Below are 13,774 nucleotides of genomic sequence, written 5' to 3'. Positions count from 1 at the left end.
AAGATTTCACCACAGCCGGCCCGTCCCCGCGCCCGCGCGAACCCGTGCCGCCACCTCGCCCGCAAGCTCGATGGGCAGCCGGTATGGCGGCGTCCAGCCGGCCTCGCCGACGACAGCCTTGTCAGGGTTCGCGGCACGCAGCCAGCGCACCGGATCGATCGGCGCGTCGTTGAAGTTCGAACCTCGATCCTCGAAGCGCTCGCCCTTGAGCAGACGCACGACGCGCTCCGGGCCGATGCCGGCCGCGGCCTCCCAGGCGTTGGCCTCGCTCAGCACCTGCGATTCGATGCCGACCCCGATCGAGTAAGCATAGGGATAGTCCCCGCCGGCGGCGGCGACATAGAGGTTGTTGGCGACGTGCACCTGCCCGTAGCGCACGCGCGGCGTGCGCTCCTTCACCTGCTCCCAGAGGTTGTGGTGCAGCGTCACGCGCAGGTGGCCGCGATCGTCGCGATGGCCGTCGCCGCCGCCGATCAGCATCGTCTTGTCGTGGCGGCGGAAGACGTTCCAGGACACGGTCACGAAGTCCGAGCGGCGCGTGATGTCGAGCAGCCCGTCGTGCCGCTGCAGGCGCTGGCCCAGCGCCACCGGCTCGCGCGGATCGGGCCGTTCGCCGTCGTCGAAGGCGCAGTGGTCGATCCACACCTGCGTGGCCTCGCGCAGCGAGACGGTGTCGTACTCGGAGTTCCACTCGCCGTGGCCGTTGTCGTTCGGGTCCCAGGCAGGGAAGAAATCGTAGGCATCGGAGAAACGCAGGTTGCGCAGGATCACCTGCGACACCTTGTCCAGCATCAGCGAGCCGCCGTCGAAGCCGGCGTCAGGCGTGACACCGACGATCGTCGTGTTCGACGGCACCTTGATCACGACCTGCGCGGCCTGCTTCTTCACGGAGCGCCTGCGGGCTTCCTCCAGCGGACCCTCGGGCGCGCGACGGCCCCAGGTCGCGGGGTCGTATTGCCGGACGAAAGCGTCCAGGTCGAAGGCGGGATCGCGGAAGTCCTCGAAGCCTAGGCGCCGGCCCGTGGCATCCGCCGCGAGGTCGATGCGCGCGGCGAGCGCGATCAGCTTGGGCGTGTCGCCGAGCGCGAGCGCCACATCGAGCTCCGCGCGCGTGCGCACGACTCGGATCGCGTCGATCTTCGCCTGCGCGCCGCCGAGGGTGCCGCCGTTCATCGACGCCCAGCCGTCGCCCGGCGCGATCGCGTCGAACGCCGCGGCGGGCAGCGCCACCGGCAGCGCGGCGTTGCGGTACTCGGCCATGCGGTTGGCGGCCTCGCCGGTGGCGCTGAACGGGCGGCGCGATGTCGATGCGAACCATGGCGCGAGGTGCGGCCCCAGCAGGCTGTCCCGGATCACCGCCTGACCGTTCGGCACGGTCGGCGACGCGCGCCATTCACCGCGCGCGATGCCGCGATCCCAGGCGCGACCCAGGCTGATGCTGCCCGCCGTGACGCCCGGCTCAGCGACCCAACGCGAACGCTGAATCAGGAACCCGCGCGACTGCACGTTGGGCGTGCTGGGCGCGATCACGTGTCCGCCGTGGCCCGGCACGCGACGACCGGCGCGGCTGACGATCAGGCTGTCGTCGATGACCAGCGTCGCGCCGCCGAAGATGAAGTCGACATCGCCGCGGATCTCGCTGGCATGCACGAACACGCGGGCCGGGAGGGCGGCGCCCGCGGCGGTCTCCGTGCCGACGGCGCCGCGTTCCGCGTAGAACGTGTCCTGATGTCCGATGAGGCGGACCCGTTCCAACTGGAGGCGATCGCCGCGCGTCATCAGCGCGACGGCCTGCGCGCCGCCGCTCTCGCCGACGCCGGCGGGATAGCCCTGCCCATCGCGCACGCGGTCCATCGCATCGTTGGCGATCGTCAGTTGCGCGAGCTGCACGTCGTCGCTGAACAGCATCACGCTCGCGCTGCCGGGGGTGCCGTGCGTGTCCGCGTCGAACAGCGGCATGCAGCGATGCGCCGCCGTGCCACGCGGCTTGGACAGCGCGTTGTAGCGCCCCTCGACGATCACGACCTGCGACGGGTCGCCCGCGCCGTAGAGCGTGAACGGCGCCTTGTCCTGGATGCAGAGCGGCTCGCGATACGTGCCGGGCTTCACGAGCACGTAGGCGCGTGGCGCCGATGCCGCGCCTGACGCCCTCGCGGGCAGCGCGTCGATCGCGGCCTGCACCGTGCGGTGCGTGCCGCTGCCGTCGGCGGCGACGACGAAGGTCGGCGTCCAGCGCGAAGGATCGAGCGGCACAGGCTGCCAGTCGCCGAGGTAGGCGGCCACCGTGGCCGTGGCCGCCTGCGCATCGGTCAGTTGGGGACGTTCCTGGACGGGAACCACCGGTGCCGCCGCGTGGATCGCTTCCGGGCCGGCCACCGGCTGTGCCGCACCGGCGCCGCCCGACAGCGCCGCCAGGCTCGCACCCGCCGCCACGACCACCGACCGGACTCGCATCAGAGGTCCGCCAGGTACAGCGCCGGTTCGCCCTCGGCGTCCGCGCTGAAGAGCACCTGCTTCTCATCCGGCGTGAACGACGGATGCGGATGCGTGACCTGCCGGTTGCCCTTGTAGACGCGCCACGAGCTGTCGTGCCGCGCGACGCGGCGCTCGGTGCCCGCCTTCAGGTCGAAGAGGTGCAGGAAAGGATCCGTCGCGATCTGGTGGCTGCCGGTGTCGGCGACGTCGGCCGGCGAATCGCAGCCGTCGCCGATCAGCAGCGTGCCGTCCTGGTTGCTCATCAGGTGCGAGCACGGCGGCATCCGCGTCAGGCGCTTCGATGCGAGCGTCACCGGATCGAGCGAGCAGATCCAGCGGTCGCGCTGTCCCTTCAGGTAGGAGACATAGATCATCGCGGAGCCGTCCGGCACCCAGAACTCATGGGTGCAGCTTTCGCCCGGATCGTGGCGGCGGCCGCAGCGCACGTTGCGACCATCCTCGTCGATGAACCACATGCGCGCATCGACGAGGTCGTGCGGCCCCTCGTGGCAATACGCGACGGTGTGGTCGTCGCCGGGCCGGTACTGCGGATGGCCCAGCCAGCCCTGCTGCTCGAGGATCACCTCGCGCGCGCCGGTCGCCAGGTCGATGCGGATCAGGCGGCAGCGCGGCTTCGCATGGAACATCTGATGGAACTTCTGCCAGTCGCTGAGCGGGAACCAGTCGCTCGCGGCGATCTCGATGCCGACCATCTTCGTGCAGGCCGTGTTCGCGACCCAGGTGCCGTAACCGACCCAGCCCTCCGGCACGGTGTAGACGACCTCCTCGCCCAGATCCCGCATGGACAGGCGGATCAACTGCCGCTCCGCGCGGATGAAGTAGAGATGCCGGTCGTCCGGGCTGAGGAAACCGCCGAAGGTGTTCTCACCCGGCTGGTCGGTGAGCTGCGTCGCCACCTGCGTCTTCAGGTCGAGCAGGTGGTAGTTCCAGCTGGTGCCCGGCCCGAACTCGGCGCCGAAGATCAGCTGGGCCCCGTCGTTGGTGAAGCACTTCTGATAGAAGTAGTTGCGATGGCAGGTCACGTCGGTGGGCGTCAGCCGGGTGACGCGCGCGCCGGTGTCCGGATCCTCGCGGGTGACGAAGTGGAGCTGTCGTTCGTTGGCTTTCATGATGGCTTTTCACTTGATCCGTTGCAGCAAGGCCTGACCCTCGGTGACCAGGCGGCGCGCGGCGTCGACGTCGCTGGTCTTGTTGTAGGCGACGGTCTCGAAGACCTCGCGCATGAACTTGTGCAGCCGTGCGTGCTCGAACAAGGGCGCCGGACGCTTGAGCCGGCCCGACTCGCGCTGCAGCTTGATCTGCTCGTGCGCCGCGACCTCGAGCGGCGGCAGCTTGCCGGCGGCCTTCAACTGCTCGTAGGGGCCGCGCGCCGACGGCAGGCCGCGCGTGCGACCGAGCAGCGCCGCGGCCTCGGGGTCCGTCAGCAGGAAGTTGACGAGCTTGGCGGCCATCTCCGCGCGGCCGTTCTTCTCGGCATGGCGGCTGACCGCGTACATCACGGTGGGACGTCCGAACATGCCGCTGTCGAGCGCGCCCGGCAGCGTCGGGAACTCGCCGAGCACCAGCTTCTGCTGCTTGTCCAGCGTCGACGCCCGCAGCGCGATGACCGAGTCCCAGGTGTAGTTGCCGGCCCAGCGGCCGACGACCCAGTCGGGCTGCTGCTCGGTCGGCTTCTCGGCGCCGCCCAGGCTCGCGCGCAGCGGCAGCGGCGTCGCGACATGGTCCGTGACCAGCCGCTTGTAGGTGCGCACCCAGTCGAGCGCCGCGCCTTCGCTCATCGCCACGCGCGGCTGCGCCGGATCGACGTAGGCCGTGCCGTGCCGCTGCTGCACCCAGGCCTGGGACAGCAGCATCATGTCGTAGAGCTCGCCGTCGAGCGGATAGGCGTCCTCGCCGAGGATCCGACGGAATGCCGGCCCCGTCGCGAAGAGTTCATCCCAGGTCTTCGGCAGCGCGAGGCCGGCGCGATCGAACGCCGCCTGGTTCCACAGCATCACGCGCGCGCTGAAGGACACCGGCAGCGCGTTCAGCTTGCCGGCGACGTCGCCGTAGGCGAGGTCCTCGCGGTCGAACTGCGCGAGGTCCATCAGCCCCGCATGCCGGTTCAGATCCGCGAAGCCGTTGCCGCGCTTGCTGAACATCGCCAGCCAGGCCCAGTTGATCTGCATGACCTCGGGCTCGGAGCCGCCGGCGATCTGCGTCGTCAGCCGCTCCAGGTAGCCGTTGAAGCCCATGTACTCGGCCTTCACGCGCACGCCGTGGCGGCGCTCGAAGAGCGCGAGCGCCTTCAGCGTCGCCTCGTGCCGGCCCGCGCCGCCCCACCAGGCAAAGCGCAGCACGGTGGGCTTGTCCTGCGCGCGCGCCGGCGCGGTCAGCGCCGCGGTCACGCCCGCGGTCGCCGCGATCGCGGCCGACCCCGCGGCGATGCCGAGCAGCTGTCGTCGTGGCAGGCTCATGCGTCGCTTCCAGAGGACGAGGACGAGGTCGACAGCAGATTCAGGCCGCTCGTCGCGTCGAACAGGTGGCAGGCCGAGATCTGCAGGTGCAGCGTCAAGGCGTCGCCGCGTGCGAGGCCGTTCAGCGCCACGGCCTGCTCCGCGGGCACGCGCGCGGTGATCGGCAGCGGACCGAGCTCGGCGTGCAGGTAGACCTCCGACCCCATGTGCTCGGTGAAGCGCAGCCGCGCGCCGACGGCGACGCTGTCGCCCTGCGCGCGCGGCGCGAGGCCGATGTGCTCGGGCCGCAGACCGAAGGTCACCGCGCCGTCCGCCAGGCGCGGCAGCGCGGCGACGCCCGCCGACTTCTCCGCCGGCAGCGGCAGCCGCGCGCCGCCGACCTCGACGGCCAGGCCGACGTCGGTCGCGACCAGCCGGGCGTCCAGCAGGTTCATTTCCGGCGAGCCGATGAAGCTCGCCACGAAGGCATTCGCCGGCCGGTCGTAGAGCGCCGTCGGCGTGTCGACCTGCTGGATCACGCCGTCCTTGAGCACGCAGATGCGCTCGCCCATCGTCATCGCCTCGACCTGGTCGTGGGTGACGTAGACGGTCGTGGCCGGCTGGCGGCTCTCGCGCAAGGTGCGGTGCAGTTCGGTGAGCCGCACGCGCATCGCGGCGCGCAGCTTGGCGTCGAGGTTGGACAGCGGCTCGTCGAAGAGGAACACGTCGGGCTTCTTCACGATCGCGCGCCCCACCGCGACGCGCTGCGCCTGGCCGCCGGACAGCTGCTTCGGATAACGGTCCAGCAGATGCTCCATCTCCAGCAGGCCCGCGGCGTGGCGCACGCGCTGGTCCAGCTCCGCCTTCGGCGTGCCGGCCAGCTTCAGGCCGAAGGCCAGGTTGTCGTAGACCTTCATGTGCGGGTACAGCGCGTAGTTCTGGAACACCATCGCGATGCCGCGCTGCTTGGGCGGCAGCGCGTTGACGGCGCGGTCGCCGATGCGCAGCTCGCCGCCGGTGATGCTCTCCAGCCCCGCGATCATCCGCAGCAGCGTCGACTTCGCGCAGCCCGACGGGCCGACGAAGACCATGAACTCGCCGTCCCGCACTTCCAGGTCCACCCCGTGCACGGCCTTGAAGCCGTTCGGGTACACCTTCTCGATCTTGTTGAGGCTCAGTCTTGCCACGATGCTTGTCTCCAGCTCTCGTACTTCGTTGCATCGAGCGGTGTCGGGCCGCCCTCTGGGCCCCTCCCACTCCATGTCCCCCGCCCGCTCCGCGGGCTCCTCCTAATACTTCCGTGGGAGGGGCCCAGAGGGCGTCCCGACGCGCAGTACCGAGCACTCATCCTTTCACCCCGGAGGAGGTGGCGCCTTCGATGAAGTGCTTCTGCGCCGCGAAGAACACCGCCACCGACGGGATCAGCGCCACCACCGAGATCGCGATGACGTTGGCCCACTCGACCTCCTCGGTCGCGCCGATGCTCATCTTCAGCGCGAGGGAGACGGGGTACTTCTCGACCGAGGCGAGGTAGATCAGCGGGCCCATGAAGTCGTTCATCGTCCAGATGAACTGGAAGACGACCACGGAGATGATGGCCGGCTTGAGCAGCGGCACGATGATGTGCCACAGCAGCTGCAGCGCGTTGCAGCCGTCGATCTGCGCGGCCTCTTCCATGTCGCGCGGGATGCCGCGCAGGAACTGCACCAGCATGAACACGAAGAAGGTGTCCGTCGCGAAGGCCGAGGGCACGATCAGCGGCAGGTAGGAATCGAGCCAGCCGATCTCGCGGAACACCAGGTACTGCGGCAGCCGCAGCACGATCAGCGGCAGCATCATCGTGGCGATCATGATGCTGAACAGCGTCTTGCGGCCCCAGAACTCGAAGCGCGCGAAGGCGTAGGCCACCAGCACGCAGGAGATCACCGTCACGATGATGCGCGGGATGGTGATCAGGAAGCTGTTCAGGAAGTAGGTCGCGAAGGTGTACTCGGTGCTGGTCTTCCAGCCTTTGGCGTAGGCGTCGAAGTCGAAGCGCTCGGGCCAGAAGCCGGCGGAGCTGAAGATCTCCGCATTGCTCTTGAAGGAGGCGCCAATCAGCCACAGCAGCGGGTAGAGCATCACGATGGCGACCGCGGCCAGCGCGAGGTAGCGCAGCGTGCGGTGGCCGCGGTCGCGGCCCAGGATCAGGGTGGGTGCATTGCCACTACCGCGGCCCTCACCCCCGCCCTCTCCCGCCAGCGGGAGAGGGAGTGACGGTCCACCGCGGGCGCTCACGGGATGGCGGCTCATCGCTTGGTCTCCTTCTCGCCGGAGTAGAAGACCCAGTACTTCGAGCTCCAGAAGGACAGCGCCGCCAGGCCGCCGACCAGCGCGAACAGCACCCACGACAGCGCCGCGCCGTAGCCGAGGTTGAAGAAGCGGAAGCTCTGGTCGTAGATGTACAGCGCCAGCACGTAGGTCGAGTGCAGCGGGCCGCCCTCGGTGATCATGTACGGGCCGTTGAACTCCTGGAACGCGTGCACCATCTGCATGATCACGTTGAAGAAGATCACCGGCGTGATCAGCGGCACGGTGATCTTCCAGAACTGCTGCATCTTGCTGGCGCCGTCGCACTCGGCGGCTTCGTAGAGCGAGATCGACACGTTCTGCAGCGCCGCCAGGAAGATCACCATCGCCGAGCCGAACTGCCACGTGAACAGCAGCACGATGGTCCACATCGAGTAGTGCTCGTCGGCGAGCCAAGCGATCGGCTCGATGCCGAGCTTGATCAGCACCAGGTTGACGAGCCCGTTGCGCGCGAAGACGAAGCGCCACAGCACCGCCACCGCGATCGAGCCGCCGAGGATGGACGGGATGTAGAACGCGGCGCGGAAGAAGTTGATGCCGCGCAGCTTGAAGTTGAGCACGTGCGCGATGAACAGGGCAAAGCCCACGCGCAGCGGCACCGCCAGCAGCGCGAAGAGCAGCGTCACGCCCAGCGACTTGCGGAACAGCGGATCCGCGGTGGCGAGCTCCTCATAGTTCCGCAGCCCGACGAAGGTCGGCGGATCGATCAGGTCGTACTGCGTGAAGCTGAGCGCGAAGCTCATCACGAAAGGGAAAAGCTTGAACAGCAGCACGCCCAGCACGAATGGCAGGACGAACAGAAAGCCCAGCTTCTTGTTCTCGTACATATGTCTCCCCCCCTACGCGCTGCGCGCGCCCCCTCGAGGGGGCGAGCTCGATGACCCGGCAGAGCCGGTCCATGAGCTCCGCTTGGTTGGACCGGGCGCGTAGGTGATGGTGTAGCCGTCGGGACGGCCGTCCTACAGGGTTATCGAGCCAACCAGCCGCCGTCCACGGCGACGGTGTAGCCGTTGACATAGTCCGAGGCCTTGGAGGCGAGGAACACGACCGGTCCGGCGAGATCGTCCGGGCTGCCCCAGCGACCGGCCGGGATGCGGTCGAGGATCGCGGCGTTGCGCGTCTCGTCCTGGCGCAGCGCGGCGGTGTTGTTGGTCGCCATGTAGCCGGGCGCGATCGCGTTGACGTTGATGCCGTGCGAGGCCCACTCGTTGGCCATCAGCCGGGTGATGCCCATCACGCCGCTCTTGCTGGCCGTGTACGACGGCACCCGCACGCCGCCCTGGAAGGACAGCATCGACGCGACGTTGATGATCTTGCCGCCGCCGCCCTGTGCCAGGTATTGCTTCGCGACCGCCTGCGAGAAGAAGAACACCGTCTTCAGGTTGAGGTCGACGACGTCGTCCCAGTCCTTCTCGCTGAAGCGGATCGCGTCCTCGCGCCGGATGATGCCGGCGTTGTTGACCAGGATGTCGACGCGGCCGGTGAGCGACTTGGCCTCGGCCACGAGGCCCTCGATGCAGCTGATGTCGCCCAGGTTGGCGCGCAGGTCGAGGAAGCGGCGCCCCAGCCGCTCGACCTCGGTGCGCGTCTCCGCCGGGTCGGACACGTTGACGCCGACGATGTGCGCGCCGGCCTGCGCCAGCGCGACCGCCATCCCCTGCCCCAGGCCGGTGTTGCAGCCCGAGACGATGGCCACGCGGCCGTCCAGTTGGAAGTTGTCCAGGATCATGTGATTCGTTCCGTTGATTGCCGTGACACCACGATCCGCGCTCAGCGCAGCGTCGTCATCGGCACGTGGTCCATGTCCTTGAACACCTGGTTCTCGCCGACCATGCCCCAGATGAAGGTGTAGGCCTGCGTGCCGACGCCGGAGTGGATGGACCAGCTGGGGCTGATGACCGCCTGCTCGTTGCGCACGACCAGGTGGCGGGTCTGCGTCGGCTCGCCCAGCATGTGGAACACCACCGCGTCGGACTTCATGTCGAAGTAGAAGTACACCTCCATGCGGCGGTCGTGCTGGTGGCAGGGCATCGTGTTCCAGAGGCTGCCCGGCTCCAGCTGCGTCATGCCCATCAGCAGCTGGCAGGTCGGCAGCACGTCGGGCACCAGGAACTTGTGGATGGTGCGGCGGTTGCTGGTCTCGGGCGAGCCCAGCGTCTCCGGCGACGCCTCGGCCAGCGTGACCTTGCGCGTCGGATACGCGGTGTGCGCCGGCGCGCAGTTGAAGTAGAGCTTGGCCGGGTTCGTCGCGTCGACGCTCTTGAACTCGACGATCTTGGCGCCCTGGCCGATGTAGAGCGCCTCGCGCGGGCCGACCTCGTATTGCGTGTCGTCGACGAAGACGCGCGCCGCCCCGCCGATGTTGATCAGGCCCAGCTCGCGCCGCTGCAGGAAGTAGTCGGTGCCGGTGTGCTTGCCCAGCTCCGCCGAGAAGGTCACCGGCTTGGTCACCGGCATGATCCCGCCGACGATGATCCGGTCGATCTGGCTGTAGGTCAGCGTCGCCTCGTCGGGCTTGAACAGGTCCTCCACCAGGAACTGGCGGCGCAGGCCTTCGGTGTCCAGCGTGCGGGCGTGTTCACTGTGGATGGGTTGGCGGATTTCCATGTCTCGTCTCCTGACTGTCCGGGGCTGTGTGCAGGGCTTCGTTGGCTCTGATGGGATCGCAGCGTACGGGCCTGCGGACTTTCCCGGAACTATGGTTTCTATGTAGTGAACCGCTGTTTCAATTTTTCGCAGCGTCGTTATAGTTGCTCGCAACGACGGCCGAGAACCGTCCTGAATCCAGGAGACGCCCCGATGACCAGCCCGTATTTCCTGAACGACGCCGAGCCGTGGACCGAACTCGGCGACGGCATCCGCCGCAAGATCGTCGGCCACACGCCGGAGCTGATGTCGGTGCTGGTGCAGTTCGACCAGGACGCCATCGGCACGCCGCATGCGCACGACGCGCATGACCAGATCGCGTTCGTGATCAGCGGCTCGTTCGAATGCGACGTCGGCGGCGTGAAGCGCGTGCTCAAGCCGGGCGACGCCTTCGTCGCGCCGCGGCTGACGACGCACGGCGTCGTCGCGCTGGAGGCCGGCAGCACGCTGTTGGACCAGTTCTCGCCGCGGCGCGAGGACTACCTCTAGGCCTCGCCGTCCCCGCAGTTCCCCAGGGTCCGCGCGCGGCGCGGATCGCATCCGCAGTACCGAGGTGGCGATCGCACTGCAGCGATGGCCGCTCCCGCCCTGCCGGCGCCCTGCGTGCGCCCGCGACCGACCGATGCCGCGAGAGCGACGGGCCACGATCCCGTGCCCGCGGCCAGAAGAACCTTGGAGACAACGTCATGCCCCACCGTATTGGGACTCGCCTCGGGACGTCCACGTCCGACCGCCCGCGTCGAGCACAGCGCATCCAGCCCGCGTCCGCGACGTCGCCGACGCCTCGCCTGACCCGCCTCGCCGCCTGCCTGCTGGGCACGGCCACCCTGTCGCTGCCCGCGTGGAGCCAGGACCAGGCCGCGCCCGCGCCGGCCGCCGCCGCTTCTGCCGCTGCCCCCGCGCCGGCGCCCGCGACGCCCCCCGCGGCCGCCTCTCCCGCGCCCGACAAGGCGCTGGACACGGTGGTCATCACCGGCATCCGCGCCTCGCTGGAAAGCGCGCTGAACGCCAAGCGCCAGGACCGCGGCATCGTCGACGTGATCAAGGCCGAGGACATCGCCAAGTTCCCCGACACCAACCTGGCCGAATCGCTGCAGCGCATCCCGGGCGTCGTGATCGACCGCGACGCCGGCGAAGGCCGCAACATCACCGTGCGCGGCCTGGGCGCGGACTTCACGCGCGTGCGCATCAACGGCATCGAGGCGCTGGCCACGACCGGCGGCACCGACAGCTCCGGCGGCGCGAACCGCTCGCGCGGTTTCGACTTCAACGTCTTCGCCGCCGAGCTCTTCAACACGATCACCGTGCGCAAGAGCAGCTCGGCCGAAGTGGACGAGGGCTCGCTCGGCGCGACCGTGGACCTGCAGGCCGCGCGGCCCTTCGACTTCAACAAGCGCGTCGTCGCCGCCTCGGTGAAGGCCCGCTACAACGACCTGGCGCGCGAGACCGACCCGCGCGCGGCCTTCCTGCTCAGCGACGTGTTCCTGGACAAGAAGCTCGGCGTGCTGGTGTCGGGCGCGTACTCCAAGCGCCGGCTCTTCGAGGAAGGTTTCTCGACGGTGCGCTGGGACAACGGCGCGTCTTCCGGCGGCTGGTGCTCGCCGCAAGGCGTGACCCCGGCGAATCCGACGACCACCGCCACGAACTGCGGCCCCGCCGCGCAGGGCGTGCCGCGCCTGCCCGCGTCGGCCGGCGCGACCGCGGCCTACAACGCGGCCAGCAGCGCCGACAACTTCCACCCTCGCCTGCCGCGTTACGGCCGCTTGTCGCATGACCAGGACCGGCTCGGCCTGACCGGCTCGATCCAGTTCCGCCCGACGGACCGCACGCTGCTGACCTTCGACATGCTGTATTCGAAGCTCGACGCGACGCGGCGGGAGGACTTCCTCGAGGCGATCTCGTTCAGCCGCACGGCGAGCCAGGGCGGCAAGCCGCAGACCAGCGTGGTCGAGGCGCAGTACGCGCCCAACGGCGCGCTGCAGTACGGCGTGTTCAACGGCGTCGACATCCGCGCCGAGTCGCGCTACGACGAGCTGACGACCACCTTCCGCCAGCCGAGCCTGACGCTGGAGCAGGACATCACCGACCACCTCAAGCTCAATGCCAAGGTGGGCCGGGCGGATTCCAAGTTCCGCAACCCGGTGCAGACGACGGTGACGCTGGACGCGCTGAACGTCAACGGCTACACGCTGGACTTCCGCGACAACGACCGGCTGCCGGTCATCAAGTACCCCTTCGATCCGACCGCGCAGAACGGCGCGCTGCAGATCGTCGGCGTGCCGCAGGTCACGACGGGCACGCAGCCGACGACCGTCACCAACACGACCACCAGCGAGATCCGCATCCGGCCGCAGGGCGCCAACAACGTCAACGACATCGCCCACCTGGACCTGGCCTGGGAAGTGATGCCGGACACGCTGACGCTGAAGGCTGGCTTCGACTACAAGAAGTACAGCTTCGACACCTTCGAATTCCGGCGCGTCAACCAGAACGACACGATCTTCTCGCCGGCGGCGGGATCGGGCGTGCTGACGAAGATGCTGACCGGCTTCGGCCGCGGCCTGAGCCTGCCGGCGGGAACGCCCACCTCGTGGGTCATTCCCGACCTCAACGCGATCGCGGCGGCCTACGACATCTACTGCAACTGCATCAAGAGCGGTCCCGCGGGCGGCCCGGGCGACTACACGTTGTCCTCGACCACCAACGGCAACGCGCGCGGCAACAACCGCGCGGTGGTGGAGAAGGACACCGGCGGCTTCGTGCAGGCGGACTTCGAAGGTCGCCTGCTCGGCCTGCGCCTGCAGGGCAACGTCGGCGTGCGCTACGTCGTGACCGAGCAGGACGCCACCGGCTACCTGGCCACCGGCGGCGGCACCGAGGTCGTGATCGGACAGAAGTACAAGGACTGGCTGCCGGCGCTGAACGTCTCGGCCAACCTGACCAAGGACCTGATCGCGCGCTTCGCCGCGGCCAAGGTGATGGCGCGTCCGCAGCTCGGCAACCTGAATCCGGGCGGCACGATCAGCACGACCGGCACGCTGTCCATCACCACGGGCAACCCGTACCTGAAGCCCTTCCGCGCGAAGACCTTCGACGGCAGCCTGGAGTGGTACTTCGGCCGCAACGCCTTCATCGGCGTGGGCCTGTTCCAGAAGAACATCGACACCTACATCCAGAGCCTGCGCACCAACGCGCCGTACAACCAGACGGGGCTGCCGCTGTCGCTGCTGCCGTCCAACTTCACCGGCGAGGAAGTGTTCCAGCTCACGACGCCGATCAACACCCCCGGAGGCAAGCTGCGCGGCATCGAGCTGAACTACCAGCAGCCGTTCACCTTCCTGCCGAGCTGGGGAAAGAACTTCGGCACGGTGCTCAACTACACCTACGTGAAGTCCAAGATCACCTACCTGATCTCGCCGACCAGCAACACGACCATCACCGACGACCTGCTCAACATGTCGCCGAAGTCGTGGAACGCGACGCTGTACTACGACGACAACATCTTCAGCGCACGGGTGTCGGCGTCCAAGCGCTCGTCGTTCCTGACCCGAGTGCCGGGGCAGAACAACAACGACGTCGAAGGGAAGAACGCCTCGCTCAACGTGGATGCGTCGATCTCGTACAAGGTCAACGACAACCTCACGATCACGCTCGAGGGCGTCAACCTGACCAACGAGGCGAACGACCAGTTCATCTCCCGGGCGCGCAACAGTCCCGTGGTCTATCACGTGACAGGGCGGGAGTTCCTGCTGGGGGCGAGCTACAAGTTCTGAGTCTGCTTGCTTGACTGCGTGAGGCGGAGCGCCGACGCTTCGCTCCGTTCCTCTCGCAGCACCGTGGAGGATTCG

The 13,774-nt window shown here is 68.5% G+C and carries 10 protein-coding genes; 2 read left to right on the top strand and 8 right to left on the bottom strand.

The window, feature by feature from the left end; all coding sequences use genetic code 11:
- Positions 1 to 6 precede the first annotated feature (6 nt).
- The 8 genes from ACFJIX_RS14265 to kduI all read right to left on the bottom strand — a co-directional run bounded on the left by ACFJIX_RS14265 (position 7) and on the right by kduI (position 9,887).
- The gene (locus ACFJIX_RS14265; protein ID WP_377161104.1) at positions 7 to 2,454 is read right to left on the bottom strand and encodes a pectinesterase family protein; all 2,448 of its coding nucleotides are present in this window, start codon (positions 2,452 to 2,454) and stop codon (positions 7 to 9) included.
- Positions 2,454 to 3,605 (bottom strand): oligogalacturonate lyase family protein, encoded by a 1,152-nt coding sequence (locus ACFJIX_RS14260; RefSeq protein WP_377161102.1) that lies wholly within the window; start codon positions 3,603 to 3,605, stop codon positions 2,454 to 2,456. The genes ACFJIX_RS14265 and ACFJIX_RS14260 overlap by 1 nt, the downstream gene beginning before the upstream one ends.
- A gap of 9 nt (positions 3,606 to 3,614) precedes the next feature.
- Positions 3,615 to 4,952 (bottom strand): ABC transporter substrate-binding protein, encoded by a 1,338-nt coding sequence (locus tag ACFJIX_RS14255; protein WP_377161100.1) that lies wholly within the window; start codon positions 4,950 to 4,952, stop codon positions 3,615 to 3,617.
- Entirely contained in the window at positions 4,949 to 6,118 is a 1,170-nt protein-coding gene (locus ACFJIX_RS14250; RefSeq protein WP_377161098.1) for an ABC transporter ATP-binding protein, read from the bottom strand. The genes ACFJIX_RS14255 and ACFJIX_RS14250 overlap by 4 nt, the downstream gene beginning before the upstream one ends.
- 157 nt (positions 6,119 to 6,275) lie before the next feature.
- Positions 6,276 to 7,223, bottom strand: a complete 948-nt coding sequence (locus ACFJIX_RS14245) for a carbohydrate ABC transporter permease (protein ID WP_377161096.1) — start codon at positions 7,221 to 7,223, stop codon at positions 6,276 to 6,278.
- A complete protein-coding gene (locus ACFJIX_RS14240) occupies positions 7,220 to 8,107 on the bottom strand; it encodes a carbohydrate ABC transporter permease (RefSeq protein ID WP_377161094.1) in 888 nt (295 codons plus the stop codon). The genes ACFJIX_RS14245 and ACFJIX_RS14240 overlap by 4 nt, the downstream gene beginning before the upstream one ends.
- A 140-nt stretch (positions 8,108 to 8,247) precedes the next feature.
- On the bottom strand, positions 8,248 to 9,009 hold the full coding sequence (gene kduD, locus ACFJIX_RS14235) for a 2-dehydro-3-deoxy-D-gluconate 5-dehydrogenase KduD (protein ID WP_377161092.1): 762 nt from the start codon (positions 9,007 to 9,009) through the stop codon (positions 8,248 to 8,250).
- A 41-nt stretch (positions 9,010 to 9,050) separates the two neighbouring features.
- Positions 9,051 to 9,887, bottom strand: a complete 837-nt coding sequence (kduI, locus tag ACFJIX_RS14230) for a 5-dehydro-4-deoxy-D-glucuronate isomerase (protein ID WP_377161090.1) — start codon at positions 9,885 to 9,887, stop codon at positions 9,051 to 9,053.
- 192 nt (positions 9,888 to 10,079) lie between these two features.
- On the opposite strand from kduI, the gene ACFJIX_RS14225 reads away from it, so the two are divergent.
- Both ACFJIX_RS14225 and ACFJIX_RS14220 read left to right on the top strand, forming a co-directional pair.
- On the top strand, positions 10,080 to 10,415 hold the full coding sequence (locus ACFJIX_RS14225) for a cupin domain-containing protein (protein ID WP_377161088.1): 336 nt from the start codon (positions 10,080 to 10,082) through the stop codon (positions 10,413 to 10,415).
- A 197-nt stretch (positions 10,416 to 10,612) separates the two neighbouring features.
- The gene (locus tag ACFJIX_RS14220) at positions 10,613 to 13,699 is read left to right on the top strand and encodes a TonB-dependent receptor (RefSeq protein ID WP_377161086.1); all 3,087 of its coding nucleotides are present in this window, start codon (positions 10,613 to 10,615) and stop codon (positions 13,697 to 13,699) included.
- Positions 13,700 to 13,774: the final 75 nt, after the last annotated feature.

It is taken from the genome of Roseateles sp. UC29_93 (assembly GCF_042695725.1).
GTDB lineage: Bacteria > Pseudomonadota > Gammaproteobacteria > Burkholderiales > Burkholderiaceae_C > Roseateles > Roseateles noduli_A.
This window is presented reverse-complemented; position numbering and strand designations above follow the sequence as displayed.

Excerpts from the sequence above, each read along its gene's own strand:
- ACFJIX_RS14245 (WP_377161096.1), bottom strand. The coding sequence starts at position 7,223 with ATGAGCCGCCATCCCGTGAGCGCCCGCGGTGGACCGTCACTCCCTCTC.
- ACFJIX_RS14255 (WP_377161100.1), bottom strand. The coding sequence starts at position 4,952 with ATGAGCCTGCCACGACGACAGCTGCTCGGCATCGCCGCGGGGTCGGCC.
- kduD (WP_377161092.1), bottom strand. The coding sequence starts at position 9,009 with ATGATCCTGGACAACTTCCAACTGGACGGCCGCGTGGCCATCGTCTCG.
- ACFJIX_RS14220 (WP_377161086.1), top strand. The coding sequence starts at position 10,613 with ATGCCCCACCGTATTGGGACTCGCCTCGGGACGTCCACGTCCGACCGC.
- ACFJIX_RS14265 (WP_377161104.1), bottom strand. The coding sequence starts at position 2,454 with ATGCGAGTCCGGTCGGTGGTCGTGGCGGCGGGTGCGAGCCTGGCGGCG.
- ACFJIX_RS14260 (WP_377161102.1), bottom strand. The coding sequence starts at position 3,605 with ATGAAAGCCAACGAACGACAGCTCCACTTCGTCACCCGCGAGGATCCG.
- kduI (WP_377161090.1), bottom strand. The coding sequence starts at position 9,887 with ATGGAAATCCGCCAACCCATCCACAGTGAACACGCCCGCACGCTGGAC.
- ACFJIX_RS14240 (WP_377161094.1), bottom strand. The coding sequence starts at position 8,107 with ATGTACGAGAACAAGAAGCTGGGCTTTCTGTTCGTCCTGCCATTCGTG.
- ACFJIX_RS14225 (WP_377161088.1), top strand. The coding sequence starts at position 10,080 with ATGACCAGCCCGTATTTCCTGAACGACGCCGAGCCGTGGACCGAACTC.